Genomic DNA, 25,658 nt, shown 5'->3' on the forward strand with positions numbered 1-25,658 from the left:
TAACTGAAAAAAGCATCACTGCATAGTTTTTAGAAATCCCTTTACTATTGTATCAAACTTTTCCGGTTGTTCCACATGAATTGCATGGCCAGCACCATCAATTTTGACAAATTTCGCGTCAGAGATGCATTTTTCAATATTTTTTAATATACGAAAGAACTTTTCATCATACTCTCCGTTCATTAAAAGAACAGGTATTTTTAAGTTTTTCAGCTCATCCCACCATGAAGGCTGAGCCCCCGTTCCCATGCCGCGCAAGCTATTTGCAAGTCCTTTTGGATTGTTAGCAAGTCGTTCTTTTCGCACCGCTTCTTGTACGTTTTTTGCTAAACGTTTTTGCGTTTCAAAAAGCGGAATATTTTCCCACATAGATACAAAACTTTCTATGTCTTCTCGCTCAATTTTATCGGCAAGTCGATCATCTTTTTCACGACGTTCTTTTCTATCTGCTTCGTTTTCGAGCCCAGCTGTACAATTTTCTAATAAAAGAGAGTGTACATAATCTGGATATAGACATGCCATCGTAATCGCCAGTCTTCCTCCCATTGAGTAGCCAAGTATATGTGCTTTTTCAATATGAAGGTAATCTAGTAGTTCTTTCATTTGCAATGCCACATTTCGGATATCATAATGCGCAACATTTTCAGGACTCTCAGTCTTTCCGTGTCCAACAAGATCCACTACAATAACTTGAAACTGCTCACTCCATGAAAAGATAAAAGAACGCCACGTTTCCATGCTTCCCGTAAAACCATGAAGAAGTAGAAGTGGTTCCCCGCTTCCGACTACTTCATATTCATACGATACACCTTGCAGCGTTACGTTCATTTTGATTCACCTTGCAACGATGTAGTAATTACGTCCTGTGTTTTTGCCCATAACGTACGGTGCAATGTTAAGTTTTCATCACGATTCGTACAAATTTCCACAACGTGTAAACCTTCTGTCGTCGTTCCTTTTCGAACTTCTTCTCGGAATTGCTCCCAACCATTTACACGGCTAAATGAACCGCCGTACATTTTGACAACGTGCTCATAATCAAGTCCAATTGGTGTTCCAAATAATGATTCAAAATGTTCCTTTTTCTCATACTGTGGTAAGAATGAGAAAATACCCCCACCATCATTATTTACAACGACAATTGTTATATTTAATTCATGTAATTTCGCTGCTAACAGTCCATTTAAATCGTGATAAAATGATAAATCACCAATTACTAATACAAGTGGGTCGCAAATAACGCTTGCTCCTAGAGCTGTCGAAATGATTCCATCAATACCATTTACACCACGGTTTGCCATCACATGGATGTTTTTATCCGATGTGAAGAAGAATGAGTCTGTATCACGAATTGGCATACTATTGCTCGCAAATAACGTTGCATCTTCTGGTAATACGCGCACAATATCTGTAATAACCTTTCCTTCAAATGCAGTTTCATATGTTTCCATTTCACGAAGCGTTTCCTTCGTTTTTTCGTTTATATGTTGCCACATTAGGGACCAATCATTCTTTTTCATAACTGGCATTTTTTCTATTAATGCCTTGCAGAATTCAATGTCACTTGCTTGCACAACTTCTGTCGCAACAAGAGCTGGATCTCTCCATTGTCCTGATTCATCGACAACGATATGAACTGCTTTTGTTTGTTTTTTTATGAACTGCGTTAATGATTTAGAAACAGGCATACCACCAAAGCGAATTAAAACGTCCGGTTTCCATGTTTCTTTTAACTTTTCATTTCGTAAAAATGTATCATAACAGTCAATTACCATCGTTTTATCGTGGTGTCCGCTACGAATATTAGAAAGTGGGTCTGCTAATATAGGATAGCCAGTTTTTTCAGCTAGTTGCGTTGCAAACATTGCAATTTCTGCATGACTATCATCTCCACAAATAATAAGCCCCTTTTCCATATGTGAAAGGCGCCCTACAAGAGAATCTACATATTCACTCGGCATCACCGCGTTTCCTTGCTGAACTACTCCTGTATATTCACTACGTCCTTTATCCCATAAGCTTTCTAGTGAGAAATCAGGGATAAGTGGCTCGCGAACTGGAAAATTAAGATGAACAGGACCCTGCGGCGCTAAACAAGCATTTGCTACTATACGCTGCGTCGTCATACGAGCGTAATGATACATCGCTTCACTTGCTTCTGGCAGTGCCATCTCTGTAAATTGTTTCACAAAAGTACCGTATAAATTAAATTGATTCATTGCTTGTGGTGCACCAACATCTCTTAATTCATGCGGTCTATCCGCTGTTAAGACGATAAGTGGGACCCTTGAATGAAAAGCTTCACATACAGCTGGATAATAGTTCGCTGCTGCTGTTCCTGACGTACATAATAATGCTACTGGGCGTTTTTTTGCTTTCGCAATACCGAGCGCGAAAAATCCTGCTGATCTTTCATCCACATGTAAATATGTGTTCATTCCTTCGTGTTGTTCCATTAGTAAAGCAATCGGCGTTGACCGTGAGCCTGGACTAATGACAACATCACATACATCTAGACGCGTCAGTTCATCCACGAACGCGCCTAAATAATATGATAATGCTTCTATATGATTGTTCATTTCATTAATTCCTCCAAAGCACCAAGCATCGGTCTAAACTTCAAACTTGTTTCTTCATATTCAAGCTGCGGGATTGAATCAATTACAATACCACAACCGGCAAATAAGGATGCTTTCTCGCCGTTTAATAATCCGCAGCGCAGCGCAACCGCAAATTCACCATTTCCTTCATCATCTATCCAGCCAATCGGTGCACCATACAACCCTCTGTCTAACAATTCAACATCACGGATCAGTTTCATCGCTTCCAAACGAGGTGTCCCGCCAAGAGCTGGTGTTGGATGTAATTCTTCTACCATTGTTAAAAGACTCGCATCGCCTTTTGCTTCTACAGGCGTATATAAGTGAATTAAGTTTTTCGTTGTTAATAAACCTGGGCTTTCCGGAATATTAACGTATTCGCAATGTTCATTTAGTACCGAGCGGATCATGTTAACAACATACCCATGTTCAGCTAAATTCTTTTCATCATGAAGAAGCGCATTACTATTTCGCTTACTTTCTTCTATAGAATGACCATGACCGATTGAACCCGCAAGACACATCGATGTAAATTTCTCATCTTCTTTGCGAATTAATCTCTCAGGCGTCGCTCCTAAGAAGCATGCTCCTTTATAATCAAAAGAAAATACGTAACAATCCGGTTGACCAATGCGAAGTGCTTCTAAAACAAGAGCAGAATCAATCGACTGATTCATCTCTACTTTTAGTTCCCTCGCCAATACAACCTTCTGCACGTTACCCTGCTTCATCTCATCTTGTACTTTTTCAATTGCTTTCATCCAGCCTTTCGGATCCACTTCTACTTTAGAAATAACAGTCAATTTCGATCCGTTTAGCGCACATTTACTCTCTCCCAAAATCTTCTCTTCTAAAGAAATCATTTCGTTAGAAAGAGTTTCTGCACAATCTGTTGCTGAAACAAATGTATTCATCGTTAACCATGCTTTTTCATTTTTTACAGTTAATAAAAATGCTGGTAGTGAAAATGTCGTATCTTTAAATTCTTTCCATAGGTCCGTTTTCTCTTTTTCTGGATCAAATGAAAAACCACCAAATAAAAGCGGACCCGTTCCAAATTCATATTCATCTCTTTGGACAAATGCATTCTCTTTTACTTTCTCCCACTCGTCGCGAGCGGTTTGAAAGCGCTTATGAGAAGAATTTGCTATAGTGAAAACAGAGCCAATTCCTGCAAATATTACATGCTGAGCCGGGTCTGCAAAATAACATCTATTTTCGAATGAAATCCTTTTTCCTGCTGCATAGAACAGAAGCGGATCCACCCAGTCTATTTGTTTTACAAAACTAACCAATGTTTTTTCGTTAGTTGCACGCTTGATAGCTGCAATAAGAACTTCTTGCAAGCCTTTTTGTTTCGTTTGAATCACAATTGTCTCCCCCCTATGGGCGAAAAATAGTCATAATTACGCTTGATTTTAAGATACACCTCAAACGAAAGGCCTGTCAACGTTTAGCATTTCTGAGAAATTCACCTTCTCTTCCTAGAAAATAAACGTTGACACTAAATGATGCTTTTTCTACACTTAGTTGTGTACAATATGTGACCAAAGGAGGATTCAACATGGAAATGAACGTCAAAACGAATTCCTCTCCTACGGCGCCAAAGCCAAGTAAGCAAACCGGCTGGCGCATCTGGTGGAGTTTACTACGTCCCCATACATTAACAGCAGCTTTCGTGCCTGTTTTCATCGGAACAGCATATTCGATGCAGGTCGGAGGTATAAATCAAATACATCTTCCTCTTTTCCTTATGATGCTTCTTGCTTGTCTTCTCATTCAAGCAGCAACAAACATGTTTAATGAATACTTTGATTATAAAAGAGGACTCGATCACGAAGGTTCAGTTGGTATCGGCGGCGCTATCGTTCGCGATGGCATTCAGCCAAAAACAGTGCTTAACTTAGCATTTGGATTTTTCGGCATCGCAATACTATTAGGTGTTTATATTTGTATGAATTCTAGCTGGTGGCTTGCTGCAATCGGTCTTGTTTGTATGGCTGTTGCTTACCTTTATACAGGTGGCCCACTTCCAATTGCATATACACCATTTGGAGAGTTGACAGCCGGATTATTTATGGGTGTCATTATTATTGGGATTTCATTCTTTATTCAAACTGGAACTGTAACATCAGAAGTCATTTTACTATCTATTCCAAGCTCCATTTTAATTGGTGCCATTTTACTAGCGAATAATATCCGTGACTTGGATGGCGATAAAGAAAACGGTCGTAAAACGTTAGCAATTCTCGTCGGACGTGAGCGAGCTGTTGGTGTACTTGCTTCGATGTTCATCGTTTCCTACATTTGGACAATTGCTTTAATTATCGTGGGCATCGTATCACCATGGATGCTTATCGTATTTTTAAGTGCTCCGAAAGCATTTAAAGCGACGAAAGGCTTTATCGGCAAAAGCATTCCGATGGAAATGGTACCTGCGATGATTGCAACAGCAAAAACAAATACAATCTTCGGTTTCCTAATGGGAATCGGATTATTACTTGGATACTTTCTATAAAAGGAGCTGCTTATGCGGCTCCTTTTTCATATCTAAAATTCATCTCATAATTCCTACTCTCAACGCTCATACTATGTAAAGAAACTGAATTGTAGGAAGGTGGACGACTATGTTAACTCCACAACAAGTAGGTCAATTTAAATCCATTTTAGAAAAACAAAAACAAGAACTAGAGCAAACGATACAAACTCATGAAAATACAGATCGTGCTTCTGAACGTGACTCAGTAGGAGAACTGTCTAGCTATGATAACCATCCAGCTGATATGGCTACAGAGCTATATGAACGTGAAAAAGACTTCGGGCTTATTGAACTTTGGCATAAACAGCTTAATGACACGAAACACGCCTTGCAAAAAATAGAAGCGGGTACGTACGGCATTTGCGAAGTGTCTGGCGAAGAGATTCCATTCGAAAGATTAGAAGCAATGCCGACTGCTACAACATGCGTTCAGCACGCGACAAATAAATTAAACATGGATACGCGTCCAGTTGAAGAGGAAGTGTTATCCCCTTCTTTCCACAAGCATGATGAGGACCATTCTGTTGAGTACGATGCGGAAGATGCGTGGCAAGATGTCGCAAATTACGGAACATCTGAAACGCCGTCTGATTTAGAAAGACAAGATTCAAAAAACTATAATGGCATGTATGTAAATAGTGAAGAAAACGTAGGCTACGTGGAGGATTTTGAAAACTTTATCGGTACGGATATGTACGGGAAAAACCCACAAGTTTTCGCTACAGAAGAGCATGAAGAATATGAACAAATGCTTGATGATTTTGAAGAACGTACCTTCAAAGGTGAATTATCTTCAAATGAATCTAGTTCCAAAGAATAAAAAAAAGCATTCCGAAAATCGGAATGCTTTTTATCGCTAGCTAATTAGTTTTTTGTAACGTTAGCAGCTTGTGGTCCACGGTTACCTTCAACGATTTCGAAAGAAACTTCTTGACCTTCTTCTAAAGTTTTGAATCCGTCACCTTGGATAGCTGAGAAGTGAACGAATACATCGTCTCCACCTTCAACTTCGATGAAACCGAAACCTTTTTCGCTGTTGAACCATTTAACTTTACCTGTTTGCATGTCATGTACCTCCTAAATAAAAATGAAACTATGAATCCACATGAAAAGGTGGATATAAAGGACATGAATGTATAACAAGCTTACAGCCTTTAATTCAACGTGCTTTATTTCCGTACCACATTATGTAGCTCAATAGTGATTTCACTATATCACGCTATATCCAAAACGTCAAATGAGAACACTTTCATTCCACCATTTTTTTATAATTTTAATATAATGTTGAATTTCCATATTCATATATTATCCCGCCATTTGTGGACAGCTTGATTGGCGGGAGCTGATAATCAGTTTTGGCTGGTTCCACTTTATTTGAAAATTAACAAAACTAAAGTATTCTAATCCTATTAAATTCTGTACAATATAAGTATCTATTACATACGAGGTGAAAAAAATGAGAGCACACGAAATCGAGTATAAGTTATATGGCGATGATATGCAGTTTGTTGAAATTGAGTTAGATCCAGAAGAGAGCGTGATCGCAGAAGCTGGCGCAATGATGATGATGGAAGATTACATAGAAATGGAAACAATCTTCGGTGATGGTTCTGGCCCATCTGGAGGTTTATTCGGAAAATTAATGGGCGCTGGTAAACGTCTCGTTACAGGCGAAAGTATGTTTATGACTGTATTTACAAATACAGGTCACGGCAAGCGCCACGTCTCATTTGCTGCTCCTTATCCTGGTAAAATTATTCCTGTAGATTTAACAGAGTATCAAGGAAAAGTAGTTTGTCAAAAAGATGCCTTTCTTTGTGCCGCAAAAGGTGTTTCCATCGGAATTGAATTTACGAAAAAAATAGGAACTGGTTTCTTCGGTGGTGAAGGTTTCATCATGCAGAAACTTGAAGGTGATGGCCTTGCTTTCATGCACGCAGGTGGAACTGTATATAAACGTGAATTAAAACCTGGTGAGAAACTTCGCATTGATACAGGTTGTCTCGTTGCTATGACAAAAGACATTAACTATGATGTCGAGTTCGTTGGTAAAGTAAAAACAGCTCTATTTGGCGGCGAGGGTTTATTCTTCGCAACATTAGAAGGTCCTGGAACAGTTTGGATTCAGTCCTTAACACTTAGCCGCTTAGCAGCACGCCTTACAAGCCCAGCAGCGCAAAGTACTGGCGAAGGTAGTGTATTAGGTGGACTTGGTCGTTTATTAGATGGGAAAGAGTAAACTGTGCCCTTATGTAGGCATGGCCATCAACTAATAAAATAATAAAATTAAAACACCCTTGCTCGCAGTAATGCAGTGAAAGGGTGTTTTAATTTACGTCTACAAACGAGAAAAAGCAGTTAAAATAAAGTAATAAGGTTTACTTCAGGAAAATAAGGTATATTATATTTGTTGAATAGATTCTCTTTAGAGACAAGAAAAGTAGGTGAACAAAGTGGGAAAATATCAATTGGATTCCAAAAGTCAGGTAGCTGTGGCAAAGTTCCATGAAAAACAGAAACCTGCCAAATTTGATAAAAAGCAGCAACTTGAAAAATTGCGTACGGAGTATTTGAAAAAGAAGCAAAAACAAACAGATAAATAATACGTTTTGTTTTTCAAATTTTTCTGTATATAGTGTAAACAAACATAAGAAAATAGGTAAGTTATTCATCGTTCAAATATATACAGACTATTTTTTCAAACCTCTTACTTATGCAACTAACGTATGCGTCAGTTCATTAAGAATAACTAAAAAAGTCGATTCCTTGAGATGAAAAAGAGTAAACAGTGCCCTTATCAGGCACTGTTTTATTTTGACGTTATAATTTCCTCCACTGATTTAGATAAGCGATACAAGCTATTCCCCACCTCCAAAAGAATGAATCAAGTTCCTCACTGCATATATTAAACTATACTTTTTCTTAAGGAGGGCTTCCTTAATGCGTACTCCTTTATCCTTTGATAAAGACACTGCCATACTGTTAGCTTCTTGTTGTGAGTTAACGTATGAACAATATAAACAAAATGGCATTTTCGAAATACCAGATGGTTTTCAATATGTACAAGGGTTTCAAGGAAAGGCCATTCAAACAACAGAATGGTTCGGATTTATATTAGAATCTGAGGATACAATTATTGTTGCCTTCAGAGGCACTCAAACAGACCCCGATTGGATTATTGATTCTCTCGTCAATCAAAAACCTTATCCTTATGCTTTAAATGGCGGAAATGTCCATAACGGTTTTCTCTCTATTTATGAGTCTTGTCGTGATTCTATTATGGATATGCTCGTATCATTGCCAGCACATAAAAAACTGCTAGCTACTGGGCATAGTCTAGGTGGCGCGCTTGCCACATTACACATATTAGATGCACGTATAAATACTGCCTTCGCACAGTATGGACTTTATACATTCGCTTCTCCAAAAGTAGGAGATATCGCTTTTCGAAATTATTATAAACTACAAGTAGCTAGTAGCTTTCGTTTCGTCAACTTGTTCGATGTCGTCCCACTTCTCCCTCCCCGAAACATAAATTTTAATGATCATGATTGGGAGTATGCACACGTCCATCACAACATGACATTTACAAAAAACACAAAATCCATTACAAATAATCATTCCATTACAACATACAAAACATGTCTGACTTCTCATTTTTAACCAGTAAACAATTGGAAATAAAATATTCGTATACTATAATAATGTATGAAGTTATTTTTGGATGAGGGGACCTTACATGTTAAAATTTATCTTCGCACTTTTTCTTATTGTAATTTTTACGGTTACAGGTTTCTTTACATTTTCATACTTTGCGACAGGAGAGTATGATGGGGCAGGTATCATATATACCACTGTTCCATTTCTTTCTTAAGCAAAATAAATAAAACGAGCTTAATTTTATTAAGCTCGTTTTATTTATTAATATCCATTTCGGTTGGTAAATCGATAATATATCTCCCAATATAGCAACCTCTTTAAAACTGTTTAACTGCATTACCGATACCCCAAATTTCATTACTGTACTGCAAAATTGTTCGATCGCTCGCAAAATGACCAGACTGTGCAATATTTAAAATCGACATTTCTAGCCACTTCGTTCGGTTCTCATAAGCTCTACCGACAGCCTCTTGTCTTTCAGCATATGGACCAAAATCTCGCAGAACGAAATATTCATCGTTTTGAATAACGAGAGAATCGTAAATCGCTTCAAATTCAGCTCCCGATTGTGCAAAGAAACCATTTGTTAATTGATCAACTACTTTTTTAATGTGCCTATTGTGGTGATAATAATCACTTGCACGATACCCACCATTTTGATAGTAATGAAGAACCTCTTCGGCTGTTAAACCGAAAATAAAACAGTTATCCTCACCGACCCGGTCTTTTATTTCAACGTTAGCACCGTCTAGCGTTCCGAGTGTAATCGCACCATTCATCATAAATTTCATATTACCTGTTCCCGATGCTTCTTTACTCGCCGTTGAAATTTGTTCACTTACATCCGCTGCTGGGAATATATCTTCAGCTAAAGAAACTCGATAGTTTTCTAGAAAGATAACTTTCATATATTGACTGACATACGGGTCATTATTTACTTTTCTTGCGAGTTCATTTATTAATTTAATAATTTTTTTCGCGTAATAATAGCCAGGTGATGCTTTCGCTCCAAAAATAAAAGTACGCGGATAAAATGTAAAACTAGCATCCTCTTTCAAACGGTTATACAAATATAAAATATGAAGAACATTTAATAATTGTCGTTTATAAGCATGTAATCTTTTCACTTGCACATCAAAAATAGAATTTGGATCAATGGTAATCCCCATTGTATCATGAATACGCTCCGCTAAAATCTCTTTACGCTCTTGTTTTACCTCTGCAAATTTCTCTTGGAAACTCGCATCATATTGAACTAATTGTAGCTCTTGAAGCTTAATCGGTTCTTTCTTCCACTCCGTTCCAATCGCCTCTGAAATGAGATTTGTTAACTGTGGATTTGCTTTCATAAGCCAGCGCCTATGAGCAATTCCATTCGTCTTATTATTAAACTTATCTGGATAAAATTCATAAAACAATCGCATTTCCCGCTGCTTTAATATTTCCGTATGAATTTTTGCTACACCGTTTACGCTATGGCTACCGACAATCGCTAAATGAGCCATTTTCACAAGGTCATGTGCAATAATCGCCATTGCTTCAATACGATCCCACTCATGCGGATACTGTTCCCACAGTTCATGACAGAAACGTTCATTAATCTCTTCAATAATCATATAAATTCTCGGTAATAACGGTTTAAAAATGTGAATTGGCCACTTTTCGAGCGCTTCTGATAACGTCGTATGATTCGTATAAGAAATCGTCTGCGTCGTTATGTGCCAAGCTTCTTCCCATGCTAACTTTTCTTCGTCTAGTAAAATACGCATCAGTTCCGGAATTGCTAAAACCGGATGTGTATCGTTAATGTGGATCGCAATTTTTTCATGTAGTTGACGAAGGTCACCATATCTTTCTCTATGCATTCGAACGATATTTTGCAAACTTGCTGATACGAGGAAATACTGTTGTTTTAAACGAAGTATTTTTCCCTCATCATGCGTATCATCTGGATATAAAAACTCCGATACAGCCTCTGTTTCACGCTTATATTTCAAAATATCTTTGCAGTTTTGCGGGAAAGGAACTGGTTCAGCATTCCAAAGTCTAAGTGTATTTACAGTACTCGTCTCATAGCCAACTACCGGCACATCATATGGCACGGCCATAATGACTTCTGCATTTGTATGCCTAAACTCTAAACGCCCGTCAATTTCTAGCGGTTCAACACTGCCGAAATAACTTACTTCTACAGCTTGATCATACCTTCTTACTTCCCATACGTTTTCATGAAGAAGCCACTGTTCTGGAAATTCAACTTGATAACCATCAACAATTTTCTGATCAAACAAACCATGTTTATAACGAATTCCACAGCCGTGTCCTGGTAAGTTTAAAGATGCGAGTGAATCGAGAAAACAGGCTGCTAAGCGTCCAAGCCCACCATTACCAAGGCCTGCATCTGCTTCCACTTCTTCTAACTCTTGTAATGAAATCCCTAGTTCAGATAACCCCTGCTCGCATACATCTCGAATACCTAAATTCAAGATGTTACTTCCAAGCAAACGTCCAAGCAAAAACTCAATAGACAAGTAATACATTTGCTTTTGCTCTCCGGATCGATAACTCTCGTTCGTTGCAATCCATTGACTATTCATATACTCACGTACCATATGGCCAAGCGTATTATATTGATCACGAGTTGTAGAATCTTTAAAACTTTTACCATACATCGTCTCTAACTTTTCTAGAAAAGTTGATTTAAAACTTTCAACATGAGTAAACATTTTTTCACCACCTACATGTTATTCCATGAGACTTTTATACAATTCCTTATAAGCAAGAGCCGATTGCTCCCAGCTATAATCTTCAGTCATCGCTTGTTTTACAAGCTGCTCCCACACTGGTTTATCATGATAGAATTCAATTGCACGATGAATCGTATGCAGCATGTCATGTGCATTAAAATTCGTGAAACTGAAACCATTTCCTTCTCCAGTTTCTTCATCATAAGAATGTACCGTGTCGTTTAACCCACCTGTTTCTCTTACAATTGGAATCGTACCGTATGCTAATGCGATAAGTTGTCCAAGTCCACACGGTTCAAACAGCGATGGCATTAAAAACAAATCGCTTCCCGCATACACTTGGTGAGCTAATTCTTCATTAAATCCGATATAAACTTTTACCTTCTCCGGATACTCATATGCCATCCACTCAAAGAATTGCTCATATTCCGAATCACCTGAACCTAAAATAATACATTGTACATCTTCTTCCATTATTTCGCGGAATACAGTACGTACTAAATCAAGACCTTTTTGCTTCGTTAATCTCGTTACCATTGAAATAATTGGTGTATCCTCTTTTTCTGGCAAACCAAAATAACGCTGCAAGGCGCGTTTATTTTCACTCTTTTCATATAATGACTCTGCATCATACTGGGCCTTAATATACGAATCCGTTTCTGGATTATATACGCTCGTATCAATACCATTTACAATGCCGCTAAGCTTATCATTATATTTTCGCAGTAATCCATCTAACTTCTCACCGAAAAATTCATATTGAATTTCTTCTTTATACGTCGGGCTCACCGCTGTAATTTGATCCGAAGCAATAATACCACCTTTCATAAAGTTTACGTTTCCATAAAACTCTAGCTGCTCACTATGAAAATATTCATCACCAAGCTCTAACAAGTCGTACATCACTTCAGGAGGAAATACACCTTGGAACTGCAAGTTATGAATCGTATATACCGTTTTAATACGCTCATATAACGGGTTATCTTGATACTTTTCACGAAGTAAGAAATTAACCATAGCCGTATGCCAATCATGGCTATGAAGAACATCCACTTCAAAATCAAGGTGCGGAATACACTCTAACACTGCTTTTGAGAAATAAGAAAAACGCTCTCCGTCATCGTAATGACCATACAGAGAATCTCTCTTAAAATAATATTCATTATCTATTAAGTAATACGTAATTCCGTCTTGCTCACCTTTTAAAATTCCACAATATTGATTTCTCCACCCAAGAGGGACGTTAATTACTTTATGTAACGTACATCCATCTCTTAACTTTTGCGGAATGAGACTATAATTCGGAAGTATAATACGAACGTCCACTCCTAATTTTTTTAGCTCTTTTGGGAGCGCACCCGCTACATCAGCTAATCCTCCCGATTTCACAAACGGTACACATTCTGATACTGCAAATAAAATATTCACTTGTTGTCCCACTGCGCGAAAAGTTTTTATTACTCCTCTTGCAGCTTCCTCCCTTCGAGTTTTCATTTAAATTAAAACTTTAATCAGTGGAGGAAAAAGCCCCCACTGATTCTTTAGGAATAACTATTAATCGTACTGTTTTGTACGCTTCCTTTTTCTACAACATACGGCTCATCGGCGCTTCCTTTTAATACGACACCGTCGCCAATTTTCACGTCTTTATCAATAATAACACCGTCTATTATACAGTTATCTCCAATTTGGCTCTTTTGCATAATAATACTGTTACGAATAATTGAACCTTTTCCAATTTTAACCGAACGGGAAACAACACTGTTTTCGACTTCCCCTTCAATAATACTGCCATTTGCAATCATTGTATTTTTCACGACTGCACCCTTTAAATAACGAGTTGGTGGCTCATCTTTTACTTTCGTAAAGATCGGTGCTTCTTTCTTAAATAATTGCTTCCAAATAGCAGGTTGCAAAATTTCTAAGCTATGTTTATAGTAACTTTCAATCGAGTCAATAATTGCTACATATCCAGTATGTTCATATGTAGCAATGTGTAATGATTTCCCGCGCTTTTCTCTCACTACATCAAATAAACTGTATTGTTCCACACCTTTATATGACTCAAATAAGTCTAACAATAATTGTTTCTTTAACACGTATGTTTGAAGCGAAACCCCTTTATGGCAAACTTCTGTAATATCAGCTGCCGTATGTATATGTCGCTCTAACACCGCTTGAAAATTTAATGCTGTTACGAGATGGCTATTCGTAATAACAACGTACTCTTCTCTGCTTCTTAGAAAATAATCAATATGTCTTCTAAAGTGTGCAAAAGACCCAAATTCATCTTGGTCACATTGGCAGTTTGGCGGGAATAAAAATAGTCCGTCTCGTTTTCTATCTAAATCCCACTGTTTTCCTGAACCAACATGGTCCATTAACGAACGATTTTTATGGCTTGTAAAAACTGCCACACTATGAATACTAGAATTCACCATATTTGAAAGCATGAAATCAATGAGTCGATAACGGCCCCCAAACGGTAACGCCGCTAGTGAACGATGCCCTGTTACTTTCTTTAAGGAAGGAAAACTTCCCGTTGCATTAATAATTCCTAACATTTTTTCTCCCATTCATTTCATCCCCCTTTTCTATTTCCCTTCAGCAATTAATACTACATCGTCAACATTCTTTTCTGGACGAATGATTGTTCCATCTTCGATAACCATTTCTGATCCAACAATCGCTCTTTCAATCACAACATTTTTACCAATCTTAGCCCCTGGCATAACGACAGAATCAATCACCATACTTCCTTCTTCCACCGTCACTCCTTGGAATAACACAGAATGCTTCACGTCCCCTTCAATGACGCATCCTTCGTTAATAAGCGATTCTTCTACTTTCGCCTTTTCAGCAATATATTGAGGCGGCTCGTTTGGATTGACAGAGTAAATACGCCAATTACGATCGTTTAAATTCAGTGATGTTTCATCGCGAAGCAAATCCATATTCGCTTCCCATAAGCTCTTCACCGTTCCAACATCTTTCCAATATCCTTCAAACGGATACGCCATTAACTTCTTCCCTTCATCCAATAAAAGCGGAAGTACGTCTTTTCCGAAATCGTTACTAGATTCAGGGTTTCTTGCATCCATCTCTAAATACTCTTTCAAAATTGACCAATTAAAAATATAGATTCCCATTGATGCAAGATTACTTCTTGGAAATTGTGGTTTCTCTTCAAACTCAACAATCTCCATTTCTTCATTTGTATTCATAATGCCAAAGCGACTCGCTTCATCCCAAGGTACTTCAATAACAGAAATGGATACGTCCGATTCTTTCTCAATATGGTAATCTAGCATCTTACTGTAATCCATTTTATAAATATGGTCGCCTGATAAAATAAGAACATACTCTGGTTCATATTGACTTAAATAGTTTAAGTTTTGATAAATGGCACTTGCCGTACCTGTGTACCACTTCACACCTGAAGACTCCGCATAAGGAGGTAATACTGTGACTCCACCGCTTACTCGGTCTAAATCCCATGCATTGCCGATTCCGATATAATTATGAAGTTCTAGTGGTTGATATTGCGTTAAAATCCCAACCGTTTCAATACCAGAATTTGCGCAGTTACTTAGCGTAAAATCAATAATGCGATATTTACCACCAAATGGAACAGCTGGCTTGGCTAAATTTTTTGTTAATGCACTTAATCGACTACCTTTTCCCCCTGCTAGTAACATTGCTACGCACTTTTGTTTTTGAGCCATCTTGTTTTTTGCTCCCCTTTCTCGTCTTCACTGGTCGTAATATGGATACGCCAAATGGTGGAATTGTAATCTCTACATGTGCTGCTTGATTATGGTACGGTTCTAGAATCGTCTTAAGACGTTTCTTATTCACTTGCCCCGAACCGCCATATTGCTGTGCATCACTGTTTAAAATCTCGTTATAATACTCGAAATCTGGTACACCTACTTTATAGTTTTCATATGTAGCTTTCGTAAAATTACATACGATAACTAACGCATCCTCTTGTTTATCCCCTTGGCGGATAAACGAGAAAATACTTTGCTCGTTATTATTAGCATCAATCCACTGAAAACCTTCAGGCGAATGATCAAGCTGCCAAAGTGGTTTTGAGCGCTTATACAATGCTATGAGCTCTTTAAAGTAATCATGCATATAACGATGCATTTCAAAATCATGTAAATTCCAATCTAAATCTTCAAGGTCTTTCCACTCATCAAACTGTCCGAATTCCCCTCCCATGAAAAGTAATTTCTTTCCTGGGTGAGTAAAGAAATATCCATATAATAAACGAAGCTGAGCAAACTTATCCCAGTAATCACCTGGCATTTTATTTAATAACGACTTTTTCCCATGAACGACTTCATCATGAGAAAGCGGTAATATGAAGTTTTCAGAGTACGCATATAGCAAAGAAAACGTCATTTTCTCATGAATGTGTTTCCTATATTCAGGCGCACACTCCATATATTTCAGCACGTCATTCATCCAGCCCATGTTCCATTTGTAATTGAATCCAAGCCCACCTTCATACGTTGGAGTTGTTACAAGTGGCCAAGCTGTTGAATCTTCTGCCGTCATAAGAAAATCTTCATCCTCTGCAAACACTGCTTCATTTAACTCTCTTAAAAATGAAACAGCATGCTCATTACTTTGCTCTTGTCCTTCTTTATTCCAGTACAACATGTTCGCAACTGCATCTACTCTGAAACCATCAATATGGAAATATCTCATCCAAAATAACGCATTTGAAATTAAGAAATTACGTACCTCTCTCTTTCCTAAATCAAAATTGACAGTTCCCCATACTGGATTTTCTTGTACATCTTTATCTTTATATTCATAGGTCGGTGTGCCATCAAACAAATATAAACCGTGAGCATCTTTACAAAAATGCCCCGGCACCCAATCTAAAATGACACCGATTCCATATTTATGACATTCGTCGACAAAATACATTAAATCATGCGGTGTACCAAATCTACTCGTCGCTGCATAATATCCCGTTCCTTGATATCCCCAAGAACGATCATATGGATGCTCAACAAGCGGCATAATTTCAATATGTGTAAATTGATGTTCCACCACATATGGAATGAGTTCTTCTACCATTTCCCTGTAAGAATACAGTGTTCCATCTTCTTTCTTTTTCCAAGAACCAAAATGCAATTCATAAACTGTCATCGCTTCTTTATAAATCGATTTTTTCTTTTTCTTACGAGTCCAGTTTTTATCATTCCATTCATATCCCTTTATATCAAAAACTACAGATGCCGTATTCGGTCTTACTTCTGCATATACAGCATACGGATCTGCCTTTAAAATGACGTCACCAGCCAACGTTTCAATCGCATATTTATATATTTCTCCTTCTTCAATATGCGGTATAAACAAGGACCAAACGCCTTCTTCTGTCACTTGTAGCATTTTATGTTGCTCATAATCCCACTCATTAAAATCTCCAACAACACTCATTGCTTTCGCATGAGGAGCCCACACTGTAAATCGTACCCCTTGAATCTCACCTTCCGTCACAACATGTGCGCCAAAGATGTTATAACTTTTATAGTACTTTTCTGTATGAAACTCATCTCGTTTCACTTCTTCACAATTTATTACACTCAATATGCTCACCTCACTTAGATGACAGAATTTTTTATACTTTAACTATTTCTGCGAAAAACTGCAATATCCTTGTTAATTTATAAAAAACATTCGTTTTTTTCTTAAAAATGTTAGTTTTCCTTCACATTTCCGTGTAAAATATCGAATTTTGACGAATATTCATTGAAAACGCTTTATTATTCTTCTATATTTTTACCAATTATTTTTTCTCAACCTTTATTTTATTATGTCTATCCTATTTTTCATGCTATTTTCCACTCAAAATCAAAACAAAATAATCTGTCATAAAAAAATGTTTCTCAATATTTTTTGTCACAATTTTATTGAAATGCGAAATTCATAAGCATATACTTGTTCTCAATAAAGAACATCGATTTTTCGTAACTACAATTCATAGCGGACTACTATGTTTACTTATTTATCCTTGTTGCGAACGGTTGCTATACAAATTTAACTAGGAGGCTTTCTTATGTCATTAAAACAAAAAGTAGGAATGGGAGTTATCACCGCTTCACTTGGCTTATCCCTTACATTCGGCGGTGTATTCGCCTATTTCAGTGATTCAGAAACATCAAGTAACTCATTTCAAGCTGGAACACTAGATCTTTCTATTAATCCAAGTGTAATCGTTAATGTGAAAGATTTAAAACCAGGTGATTTTATTGAAAGGAACTTCAAGCTTGAAAATAAAGGTACATTGGATATCGCAAAAGTAGCACTTGAAACATCATATGAAGTTACAGATGCAAAGCAAAATAATGACGGTGAAGATTTAGGTGATCACATTATCGTCAAGTTTCTAGTAAATGATGGACAGCCATCTAATCCAAACGATGATCATGAGATTGTGTGGGAAACAAAACTATCACAATTAAAAACTATGAAACCTGAAGATGTCGCTACGTCTCTAGAACGTCATAACTTAATAGATGGTATTAAATCTGGTGAAACAGATTACTTACACGTCCTCTTCTCATTTGAAGATAACGACCGAGATCAAAATAAATTTCAAGGTGATTCCCTGCAGCTAAACTGGACATTCCATACTGAGCAAACAGCTGGCGTGGAGAAATAATTTTTAAAAATATAAATTACCGGAGGCCTATAAATGAAAAAGAAAAATCGTTTTGTTACCGGAATTGTAACAGCTGGCGTTTTGTTTTCAACTGCTATTCCGTTCAATGTACTTGCTGAAAGTCCTATTAACCAAATTGAATCTTCAAATGCTCATTCTATATTATCTAAGCTTTCTAAAGAACAACGCCTGGCATTACAAACGGTAGATGCCAACCCTGGTTTTACAATTTCACCAGATATTAATACGAGTAGTTCTGAGCCTGTAAATATCATCGTAGAATTTCAAACTGCTCCAGTAAAGATTAATGAATTAAAACAAAAAGAAAAAGGATTACAGTCTGCTCCTGAAAATATAAAAGCACGTATTGATCAAGAACATGAAGAATTCGAAAAAGGACTAAAACGTCTTTATCAATTCAGCCCATCAGTAAAATCAGGAAACTTCCAGTCTGTACAAATTAAACGTTCTTATAAGCATGCGATAAATGGTGTTGCGATGACATTACCAGCAAATACAGTAGAAGAATTGTTACGAATTGGCGTTGTAAAACGTATTTGGAAAGATTACGAAGTGAAATTAAATTTACCAAAACAAGCTGAGCAAAAAGCGCCTCAAAAACTAACAGATAGCATCCCGCAAATTGGAGTAGATAAGTTACATAGTGAGGGCATTACCGGAAAAGGAATTAAAGTTGGTGTATTAGATACAGGTATTGATTACAATCATCCTGACTTAAAAGACGTATATAAAGGCTATCGCGCGAAACCTGGTGAGGACTCTAGCAAAGTAGACCTAAACTCAGTAAAGGGTTGGGACTTTATTAATAATGATGCAGATCCAATGGAAACTACTTATTCAGAATGGCAACAATCTGGTGCTCCTGAATTTGATAACCGTGGTTCTTCCTTCTACACAGCCCACGGCACTCACGTAGCAGGTATCGTTTCTGCCCAAAAGAAGAACCAATCTGATTCAGCAGTAAAAGGTGTTGCACCTGACATTGAACTGTATAACTATCGTGTACTCGGTCCATACGGAAGTGGAGATAGTTCAGGTATTATCGCTGCAATTGATAAATCCATTTCTGACGGTATGAACGTTATTAACTTATCGTTAGGTGATGATAGCAACAATCCACTCGATCCAACATCTATCGCTGTTAATAATGCAATGCTTTCAGGCGTTGTTACAGTCGTTGCTGCTGGTAACTCTGGACCAAATCCATCAACACTCGGATCACCAGGTGCTTCACCATTTGCAATTACGGTTGGAGCAAGTGATAGCTCTATTTCCTTACCGAAACTATCAGGTCATGCTGGACAATTACAATTTCCTAACCTAATTCTATTCGGCAAAAACTTCACTGATAAAATAGAAGATTTCAAGGGACAAACTTTACCTATTGAATATGTAGGAATTGGTACGCCTGACGAGTTTAGTAAAAAAGATGTAAAAGGAAAAATCGCTCTCGTTGCACGCGGTACACTGTCATTTGATGAAAAAATTGCTAATGCAAAACAAGCAGGTGCAAAAGCCGTTATTATTTATAACAATGTGGATGGAGAAATTCCTTTCTACGTTGGCGAAAGTACAAAATACATTCCAGCATTCCGCCTAACGAAAGAAGAAGGTGAAAAACTAAAAGCTCAAATCGAACAAGGTAGCACCTCCTTAACTCTCGATGAAATTAATTACATTCAAACAGAAGGCGATCATCTTGCAGACTTTAGCTCACGCGGTCCTGTTACAGCAAATGATGATATTAAGCCTGATATTACAGCGCCTGGTGTCGCTATCCTTTCAACAGTTCCTGAATATATTAACGACCCGCAAGAGGGTGAAAACTACGCTGTTTCCTATGAGCGTATGCAAGGAACATCTATGGCTTCTCCTCATATCGCTGGCGTTGCTGCTCTAATTTTACAAGAACACCCAGACTACTCTCCGTTCGATGTAAAAGCGTCTCTTATGAACACAGCTAATGATTTAAAAGAAAAATATTCCGTATATGAAGTTGGAGCTGGGCGAGTAGATGCTTACAACGCCGTTCGTACAGAAACAAGCTTTAAAGTATTAGATACGACACAAACTGTTGTAAATGATGAAGTAATTGAAGTACCCGAAGAAACTGGATCTATTGCATTCGGTAAGTTTTATCAAAAAGACGGTGAAGCTCTTGAACAAAAACGAAATATAAAAGTAACTAATCATAATAAACAAGAGAAAAAAGAATTTAAAACAGAAATTTCTTATACACCAGCATCGTCTACTATTAACGATGCTGTCGCAAACGGTGTAAAAATCTCTGCTCCAGAAACAATTACTCTTGATGCTGGCAAAACAGGTGAAATTGAAGCAAAAATTAATGTTCCAGCCGGTGTGAAACAAGGCCGATATGAAGGGTACATTCATATTACGAACACAAAAAATAAAGAAGAAACATATCAAATCCCATTCTCTATTCGTGTATCAGAGCCTGGTATTGAAAATGCAATACTATCAAGAAAAGCAATTTCAACTGATACATCTAAATTCAATCCATACGGTGAATCGTATGTTCACGGAGCATTCCAATTAAACAGCGAACTTGAAACGTTAGATCTTATCGTAAAAGATTCCAAAACAAATAAAGCTCTTGGCTTCATTGGAACATTAAACACGAGTGGCCTAAAAACTGATGTGTATTACTACTTAGATTCATTCTTTAATGGAAAAGTGTATCCTTTTACAAATGATCCTGCAAAACCAATCGGTAATGAGAAAATCAACTTACCAGAAGGAGACTACACAATTGAGTTTGTCGGTTATGATAAGGCTGGGAAAGCACGTGTAAAAGGTGATTATGTTGTAATTGATAATACACCACCAGAAGTGAAATTAACTGGATTAAAACCTGGTATTTACGAGTTAAATGAAGAAAATTATACAGTAGAAGATGGCAAAAAAGCACTATGGATTAAAGGAAATGTATACGATTCAAACGTTGATTACTTAAAAGGAAAAGGATTAAACATTACGCAAGAAGCGAATGGCGTTATGTACTATGACTATTCTCCATACTTGCATAAGTTTTTACCGATTAATGCAAATGGCGACTTTAAAGTTGGCATTACACCTGACTCCTTCAGAACGGAAGGTCCAATGAACACAGGCGTATATATTTTCGATTATGCAACTGCAGGTCCTGACTATCCAAACGGTGTAAATAACTACTGGTTTATCCCGCAAGGTGCTCAATATGCAAAAACTAGTTACGATAAAAAAGAATTATATAAAAATGACGAGTTCACAGTAACACTAAACGCGAAACACGTAAAACAATTTGTTGCTGGGCAATTTAATGTAAACTTCCTAGAGAAGAACTTCAAATTTGCAAATGCGAAATTTAATCCTGCTTTTGAAAAGCTACTTTCCCAAAAAGGGGTAACCGCAAAAGTAAATGAACCGAAACTAGAGGCAGGCTCTGTTACAGTTGGCGGAGCTATCGATGACAAAAATTTTGCTGGATTAGATGGTGATTTCCCGTTCATTGATGTAACGTTCAAAGTAGAAAATGATGAGTTTTATGAAGCAAACGCTCAATTAGAATCACCAATTTTTGTTTACTGGAAACAAGGTGAATCAGAACCAAATAGAATGCGTGTACTTCAAGATCAAACATTCTCAGTTATGTCCTTAAACTCATTAGTAGAAGGAAATATTAAACCTGGTGCATTCTTAAATGAACGCGGATATTTAGATGAAAAGTTCGATTATACAAAGCTTGGCGTAAAAGTATATGCGACTGATTCTTACCGTCATAAGTTTGAAGGCTCACTAGATAAATACGGATACTTCAAACTAAATGGACTTCCAGTTAATAAACGCGACTATAACTTATATGTAGAGGTGCCAGGACATTTAACAAGCCGCCTAACAACGAAACTTGGTACTGAAAAAGACGGTAAGTTGCTTGGCCAATATTATTATGCAAGACCTGACGAAAACCTTGCCGGCGATGTAAATGGTGATAAAGTAATCGATATTAAAGATGCTGAAATTATTGCTAGCAACTATGGTAAAAAAGGACTAACTGTAAAAGACGGAGATCTTAATAAAGATGGTATTGTCGACGAAAAAGATATTCGCTTCGTTGAAAAGAACTTCTTGAAAAAAGGGCCAGATGCATCTAAATCACAAACACCTGTAGAAAAATCAAAAAGCGGTACACTGGCAGATATTTTAAAGAAATTAGGATTAACGCCTAAAAAATAATAAAGTGAAACTTTAATCAATTGAGGTTTTACTGCCCGGCAAATAGCGGAATAATAAAGAGCACTCTACGTAAAATAGAGTGCTCTTTTTCTATAAACGACCCTTATCCAGCAAAAGGGGTATATTGGGGATATACAAGGGAAACCGGAAAAGGAATTTATATTAAATTATATAAGTTCAGAGGTAAGAAGCAGTTTCCCACCCTGAACTATTTAGCAATTATTATAGTACTGGTGCCATTGTTTCTTTTAATACTTTTACAGAATGAGCGAACTTCGCTTTTTCATCTTCATTTAGCTCAAGTTCTACAATTTCACGTACACCTTCGCGGTTAATTACAGCTGGAACACCTACGTAAGCATCTTTCTCGCCGTATTGACCTTCAAGGTATGCAGATACAGTTAATACGCTGTTCTCGTTGTTTAAGATTGCTTTAGTTACACGAAGTAGTGACATACCGATTCCGTAGTAAGTTGCACCTTTACGCTCGATGATATGGTAAGCTGCATCACGTACGTTTTCGAAGATTTTGTCTAAGTCTTCTTGTTTGTACTGTTCGTTGTTAGCTAAGATTGTTTCTAATTTTTGTACACCGATAGTAGCGTGGCTCCATACTGGAAGTTCAGTGTCACCGTGTTCACCAACGATGTAAGCATGAACGTTACGTGGATCTACATCTAAGTAGTCACCTAACATGTAACGGAAACGAGCAGAGTCTAAAGTAGTACCAGAACCGATTACGCGCTCTTTCGGTAAACCAGATTCTTTCCAAGTTACGTAAGTTAAAATATCAACTGGGTTAGTTGCGATTAAGAAGATTCCATCGAATCCGCTATCCATAATGCCTCGAACGATTTGTTTAAAGATCTTTGTATTTTTCTCAACTAAGTCTAAACGAGTTTCACCTGGCTTTTGTGGTAACCCAGCAGTGATAACAACTAAATCTGCATCTTTACAATCTGCATAGCTACCGCTCCAAACTTTTGTTGGTGATGGAGAGAATGGTACCGCATGGCTTAAGTCCATTGCTTCCCCTTCTGCTTTTGCTTCATTAACATCTACTAATACGAATTCTTCAGCTACACCTTGGTTGATCATTGAGTAAGCGTAACTACAACCTACAGCTCCTGTTCCTACTAATACTACACGATTGATACCTTTTTTCATGGTAATTTCCCCTCTCTATTGTTCACATATATTTTTTTATGATTGTTTAAGTAATTAATTAAAATACTAATTTAATGTTGTTTAACTTCTTTACATTCATATTGTAGCACGTATTATTGTGAAAAAGTTCACAAATTATGACCTATTTGTGAACTTTTTCACATAGAGTGTAAAGTTATTGGAATAGGTGTGGAATCCATTTCAATGGAGGCGTTTTCTTTAGATTGTGAAAGGGATTTTCTTGTGGTTTTTGTCGGTAAGTGAAATTATACCGGCGATTTTTAGAATATATCGACCGTAACTCCAAATATATCAGCGATTATTAAAATTTATCGATCGTAACTCAAATTATATCAGCGATTTTTGCAATATATCGACTTACCGACAATACTGACAACATAAAAAAGCTGTCTTCAGTAGATCACAGCTATTGAGAGAAAGCAGCTTCTTCTATATATTATTTATTTTCCACAGTAGCTCCCAGATGCATTTTCATCGGTTTCTCCAAGTGTAGGAGGCTACAGCCATACAGCTGGGGTAAAAGTTCAAGTTGAAGTTAATTCCTTCATATTCATACAGGTCCAAATAATTAACATGATTGTATTTACGGCTCTCTATGTACCCAACTGCAACAGCGAATACTTCATATTTCTTCTATTGCATAAAAAAGCAGACTATCCAAAGTCCATTTTTATACAACAAAAAAGAGATAGCAGATTATGCTATCTCTTTTAGTATGACCCGTACGGGATTCGAACCCGTGTTACCGCCGTGAAAGGGCGGTGTCTTAACCACTTGACCAACGGGCCAGTTCTGGCAGAGAAGAAGGGATTCGAACCCTCGCACCGCGTTCGCGATCTACTCCCTTAGCAGGGGAGCCCCTTGAGCCACTTGGGTACTTCTCTATAAATATGGCTCCGCAGGTAGGACTCGAACCTACGACCGATCGGTTAACAGCCGATAGCTCTACCACTGAGCTACTGCGGAACAATTATGGTGGGCCTAAATGGACTCGAACCATCGACCTCACGCTTATCAGGCGTGCGCTCTAACCAGCTGAGCTATAGGCCCATAATTGAAAAGCGGGTGAAGAGAATCGAACTCTCGACCAGAGCTTGGAAGGCTCTTGTTTTACCACTAAACTACACCCGCATTAAATTGTAAATGGTGAGCCATGAAGGACTCGAACCTTCGACCCTCTGATTAAAAGTCAGATGCTCTACCAACTGAGCTAATGGCTCATTTTGAAAGTGGTGCCGACTAGAGGACTTGAACCCCCAACCTACTGATTACAAGTCAGTTGCTCTACCAATTGAGCTAAGTCGGCTTGCGTTTTCAAAATGGTGGCTCGGGACGGAATCGAACCGCCGACACGAGGATTTTCAGTCCTCTGCTCTACCGACTGAGCTACCGAGCCTTTATGTAAAAATGGCGGTCCCGACCGGGGTCGAACCGGCGATCTCCTGCGTGACAGGCAGGCATGTTAACCACTACACCACGGGACCATTTGGTTGCGGGGACAGGATTTGAACCTGCGACCTTCGGGTTATGAGCCCGACGAGCTACCGTGCTGCTCCACCCCGCGATGATAAAATATTTACTTTAGAAAAAATGGAGGAGGTAGAGGGATTCGAACCCCCGCGCGACTCTCGCCGCCTGTCGGTTTTCAAGACCGATCCCTTCAGCCGAACTTGGGTATACCTCCGAGATATATACGTCTAATGGTGGACCTTGTAGGACTCGAACCTACGACCGGACGGTTATGAGCCGTCTGCTCTAACCAGCTGAGCTAAAGGTCCTTTATGGTAGCGGCGGAGGGGATCGAACCCCCGACCTCACGGGTATGAACCGTACGCTCTAGCCAGCTGAGCTACACCGCCATAAATGATATTAATATAAGTGGAGCCTAGCGGGATCGAACCGCTGACCTCCTGCGTGCAAGGCAGGCGCTCTCCCAGCTGAGCTAAGGCCCCATGTTTTTTAGGAATATCGGGAAGACAGGA

18 protein-coding genes and 14 tRNA genes are annotated in these 25,658 nt (G+C 38.0%); 8 read left to right on the forward strand and 24 right to left on the reverse strand.

Features of this window, described 5'->3' with window-relative positions:
• Positions 1-15: 15 nt before the first annotated feature.
• Genes menH through DN401_RS17225 form a run of 3 tightly spaced genes read right to left on the reverse strand, consistent with a single transcriptional unit; the run spans position 16 to position 3,970 of the window.
• Positions 16-828: a 2-succinyl-6-hydroxy-2,4-cyclohexadiene-1-carboxylate synthase gene (menH, locus tag DN401_RS17215; protein WP_001103345.1), complete on the reverse strand. Its 813-nt coding sequence runs from the start codon at positions 826-828 to the stop codon at positions 16-18.
• Positions 825-2,579, reverse strand: a complete 1,755-nt coding sequence (gene menD, locus DN401_RS17220) for a 2-succinyl-5-enolpyruvyl-6-hydroxy-3-cyclohexene-1-carboxylic-acid synthase (RefSeq protein ID WP_001059195.1) — start codon at positions 2,577-2,579, stop codon at positions 825-827. The genes menH and menD overlap by 4 nt, the downstream gene beginning before the upstream one ends.
• On the reverse strand, positions 2,576-3,970 hold the full coding sequence (locus tag DN401_RS17225) for an isochorismate synthase (protein WP_000616739.1): 1,395 nt from the start codon (positions 3,968-3,970) through the stop codon (positions 2,576-2,578). Before DN401_RS17225 ends, menD begins: the two co-directional genes overlap by 4 nt.
• A 194-nt stretch (positions 3,971-4,164) precedes the next feature.
• On the opposite strand from DN401_RS17225, the gene DN401_RS17230 reads away from it, so the two are divergent.
• Together DN401_RS17230 and DN401_RS17235 are read left to right on the forward strand one after the other, a co-directional pair.
• The gene (locus DN401_RS17230) at positions 4,165-5,118 is read left to right on the forward strand and encodes a 1,4-dihydroxy-2-naphthoate polyprenyltransferase (protein ID WP_000425770.1); all 954 of its coding nucleotides are present in this window, start codon (positions 4,165-4,167) and stop codon (positions 5,116-5,118) included.
• A 109-nt stretch (positions 5,119-5,227) separates the two neighbouring features.
• The gene (locus DN401_RS17235; RefSeq protein ID WP_149287886.1) at positions 5,228-5,959 is read left to right on the forward strand and encodes a yteA family sporulation protein; all 732 of its coding nucleotides are present in this window, start codon (positions 5,228-5,230) and stop codon (positions 5,957-5,959) included.
• A gap of 44 nt (positions 5,960-6,003) precedes the next feature.
• On the opposite strand, the gene cspD is transcribed toward DN401_RS17235, so the two are convergent.
• On the reverse strand, positions 6,004-6,204 hold the full coding sequence (gene cspD, locus DN401_RS17240; RefSeq protein ID WP_001193054.1) for a cold-shock protein CspD: 201 nt from the start codon (positions 6,202-6,204) through the stop codon (positions 6,004-6,006).
• Positions 6,205-6,595: 391 nt separating this feature from the next.
• Between cspD and DN401_RS17245 the strand changes: the two genes are divergently transcribed.
• The 4 genes from DN401_RS17245 to DN401_RS30240 all read left to right on the forward strand — a co-directional run bounded on the left by DN401_RS17245 (position 6,596) and on the right by DN401_RS30240 (position 9,013).
• A complete protein-coding gene (locus DN401_RS17245) occupies positions 6,596-7,378 on the forward strand; it encodes a TIGR00266 family protein (RefSeq protein ID WP_001201257.1) in 783 nt (260 codons plus the stop codon).
• Between the two features lie 214 nt (positions 7,379-7,592).
• The gene (locus DN401_RS29910; protein ID WP_000521639.1) at positions 7,593-7,742 is read left to right on the forward strand and encodes a hypothetical protein; all 150 of its coding nucleotides are present in this window, start codon (positions 7,593-7,595) and stop codon (positions 7,740-7,742) included.
• Between the two features lie 337 nt (positions 7,743-8,079).
• The gene (locus DN401_RS17250; RefSeq protein ID WP_001260111.1) at positions 8,080-8,802 is read left to right on the forward strand and encodes a lipase family protein; all 723 of its coding nucleotides are present in this window, start codon (positions 8,080-8,082) and stop codon (positions 8,800-8,802) included.
• Positions 8,803-8,878: 76 nt separating this feature from the next.
• A complete protein-coding gene (locus DN401_RS30240) occupies positions 8,879-9,013 on the forward strand; it encodes a hypothetical protein (RefSeq protein ID WP_000911075.1) in 135 nt (44 codons plus the stop codon).
• 103 nt (positions 9,014-9,116) lie between these two features.
• On the opposite strand, the gene glgP is transcribed toward DN401_RS30240, so the two are convergent.
• The 5 genes from glgP to glgB all read right to left on the reverse strand — a co-directional run bounded on the left by glgP (position 9,117) and on the right by glgB (position 17,156).
• Positions 9,117-11,525: a glycogen phosphorylase gene (gene glgP, locus DN401_RS17255; RefSeq protein WP_149287887.1), complete on the reverse strand. Its 2,409-nt coding sequence runs from the start codon at positions 11,523-11,525 to the stop codon at positions 9,117-9,119.
• Positions 11,526-11,543: 18 nt separating this feature from the next.
• Positions 11,544-12,974 (reverse strand): glycogen synthase GlgA, encoded by a 1,431-nt coding sequence (gene glgA, locus DN401_RS17260; RefSeq protein ID WP_023901191.1) that lies wholly within the window; start codon positions 12,972-12,974, stop codon positions 11,544-11,546.
• Between the two features lie 113 nt (positions 12,975-13,087).
• Entirely contained in the window at positions 13,088-14,122 is a 1,035-nt protein-coding gene (gene glgD / locus DN401_RS17265; protein ID WP_000504171.1) for a glucose-1-phosphate adenylyltransferase subunit GlgD, read from the reverse strand.
• A gap of 18 nt (positions 14,123-14,140) precedes the next feature.
• The gene (gene glgC, locus DN401_RS17270) at positions 14,141-15,271 is read right to left on the reverse strand and encodes a glucose-1-phosphate adenylyltransferase (RefSeq protein WP_000057619.1); all 1,131 of its coding nucleotides are present in this window, start codon (positions 15,269-15,271) and stop codon (positions 14,141-14,143) included.
• Positions 15,219-17,156 (reverse strand): 1,4-alpha-glucan branching protein GlgB, encoded by a 1,938-nt coding sequence (gene glgB, locus DN401_RS17275; RefSeq protein ID WP_149287888.1) that lies wholly within the window; start codon positions 17,154-17,156, stop codon positions 15,219-15,221. Before glgB ends, glgC begins: the two co-directional genes overlap by 53 nt.
• A gap of 469 nt (positions 17,157-17,625) precedes the next feature.
• Here glgB and DN401_RS17280 point away from each other — a divergent pair, with 469 nt between their 5' ends.
• Both DN401_RS17280 and DN401_RS17285 read left to right on the forward strand, forming a co-directional pair.
• Complete coding sequence (locus DN401_RS17280; RefSeq protein ID WP_000053932.1) at positions 17,626-18,231, forward strand: CalY family protein; 606 nt, start codon at positions 17,626-17,628, stop codon at positions 18,229-18,231.
• Between the two features lie 33 nt (positions 18,232-18,264).
• Positions 18,265-22,488 (forward strand): S8 family serine peptidase, encoded by a 4,224-nt coding sequence (locus tag DN401_RS17285; protein ID WP_065212164.1) that lies wholly within the window; start codon positions 18,265-18,267, stop codon positions 22,486-22,488.
• Between the two features lie 222 nt (positions 22,489-22,710).
• On the opposite strand, the gene DN401_RS17295 is transcribed toward DN401_RS17285, so the two are convergent.
• The 15 genes from DN401_RS17295 to DN401_RS17365 all read right to left on the reverse strand — a co-directional run bounded on the left by DN401_RS17295 (position 22,711) and on the right by DN401_RS17365 (position 25,628).
• Positions 22,711-23,655: an L-lactate dehydrogenase gene (locus tag DN401_RS17295; RefSeq protein WP_000715338.1), complete on the reverse strand. Its 945-nt coding sequence runs from the start codon at positions 23,653-23,655 to the stop codon at positions 22,711-22,713.
• Between the two features lie 737 nt (positions 23,656-24,392).
• A tRNA-Glu gene (locus DN401_RS17300) sits at positions 24,393-24,464 on the reverse strand.
• Positions 24,465-24,469: 5 nt separating this feature from the next.
• Positions 24,470-24,560: transfer RNA gene (locus DN401_RS17305), tRNA-Ser, on the reverse strand.
• Positions 24,561-24,567: 7 nt separating this feature from the next.
• Positions 24,568-24,642: transfer RNA gene (locus tag DN401_RS17310), tRNA-Asn, on the reverse strand.
• Positions 24,643-24,649: 7 nt separating this feature from the next.
• A tRNA-Ile gene (locus tag DN401_RS17315) sits at positions 24,650-24,726 on the reverse strand.
• 10 nt (positions 24,727-24,736) lie between these two features.
• A tRNA-Gly gene (locus DN401_RS17320) sits at positions 24,737-24,807 on the reverse strand.
• Between the two features lie 13 nt (positions 24,808-24,820).
• Positions 24,821-24,896 (reverse strand) — tRNA-Lys (locus tag DN401_RS17325).
• Between the two features lie 10 nt (positions 24,897-24,906).
• A tRNA-Thr gene (locus tag DN401_RS17330) sits at positions 24,907-24,982 on the reverse strand.
• Between the two features lie 14 nt (positions 24,983-24,996).
• Positions 24,997-25,072: transfer RNA gene (locus DN401_RS17335), tRNA-Phe, on the reverse strand.
• A 12-nt stretch (positions 25,073-25,084) separates the two neighbouring features.
• Positions 25,085-25,160 (reverse strand) — tRNA-Asp (locus tag DN401_RS17340).
• A gap of 3 nt (positions 25,161-25,163) precedes the next feature.
• A tRNA-Met gene (locus DN401_RS17345) sits at positions 25,164-25,240 on the reverse strand.
• A gap of 27 nt (positions 25,241-25,267) precedes the next feature.
• A tRNA-Ser gene (locus DN401_RS17350) sits at positions 25,268-25,360 on the reverse strand.
• 17 nt (positions 25,361-25,377) lie between these two features.
• Positions 25,378-25,454, reverse strand: a tRNA-Ile gene (locus DN401_RS17355).
• A gap of 4 nt (positions 25,455-25,458) precedes the next feature.
• Positions 25,459-25,535 (reverse strand) — tRNA-Met (locus tag DN401_RS17360).
• Positions 25,536-25,555: 20 nt separating this feature from the next.
• Positions 25,556-25,628, reverse strand: a tRNA-Ala gene (locus tag DN401_RS17365).
• Positions 25,629-25,658 lie beyond the last annotated feature (30 nt).

It is taken from the genome of Bacillus sp. BF2-3 (assembly GCF_008368795.1).
GTDB classification, from domain to species: Bacteria; Bacillota; Bacilli; order Bacillales; family Bacillaceae_G; genus Bacillus_A; species Bacillus_A cereus.

Coding starts and splice junctions, on each gene's coding strand:
- menH (WP_001103345.1), bottom strand. CDS start 828: ATGAACGTAACGCTGCAAGGTGTATCGTATGAATATGAAGTAGTCGGA.
- menD (WP_001059195.1), bottom strand. CDS start 2,579: ATGAACAATCATATAGAAGCATTATCATATTATTTAGGCGCGTTCGTG.
- DN401_RS17230 (WP_000425770.1), top strand. CDS start 4,165: ATGGAAATGAACGTCAAAACGAATTCCTCTCCTACGGCGCCAAAGCCA.
- DN401_RS17235 (WP_149287886.1), top strand. CDS start 5,228: ATGTTAACTCCACAACAAGTAGGTCAATTTAAATCCATTTTAGAAAAA.
- cspD (WP_001193054.1), bottom strand. CDS start 6,204: ATGCAAACAGGTAAAGTTAAATGGTTCAACAGCGAAAAAGGTTTCGGT.
- DN401_RS17245 (WP_001201257.1), top strand. CDS start 6,596: ATGAGAGCACACGAAATCGAGTATAAGTTATATGGCGATGATATGCAG.
- DN401_RS17250 (WP_001260111.1), top strand. CDS start 8,080: ATGCGTACTCCTTTATCCTTTGATAAAGACACTGCCATACTGTTAGCT.
- DN401_RS30240 (WP_000911075.1), top strand. CDS start 8,879: ATGTTAAAATTTATCTTCGCACTTTTTCTTATTGTAATTTTTACGGTT.
- glgP (WP_149287887.1), bottom strand. CDS start 11,525: ATGTTTACTCATGTTGAAAGTTTTAAATCAACTTTTCTAGAAAAGTTA.
- glgD (WP_000504171.1), bottom strand. CDS start 14,122: ATGGGAGAAAAAATGTTAGGAATTATTAATGCAACGGGAAGTTTTCCT.
- glgC (WP_000057619.1), bottom strand. CDS start 15,271: ATGGCTCAAAAACAAAAGTGCGTAGCAATGTTACTAGCAGGGGGAAAA.
- DN401_RS17280 (WP_000053932.1), top strand. CDS start 17,626: ATGTCATTAAAACAAAAAGTAGGAATGGGAGTTATCACCGCTTCACTT.
- DN401_RS17285 (WP_065212164.1), top strand. CDS start 18,265: ATGAAAAAGAAAAATCGTTTTGTTACCGGAATTGTAACAGCTGGCGTT.
- DN401_RS17295 (WP_000715338.1), bottom strand. CDS start 23,655: ATGAAAAAAGGTATCAATCGTGTAGTATTAGTAGGAACAGGAGCTGTA.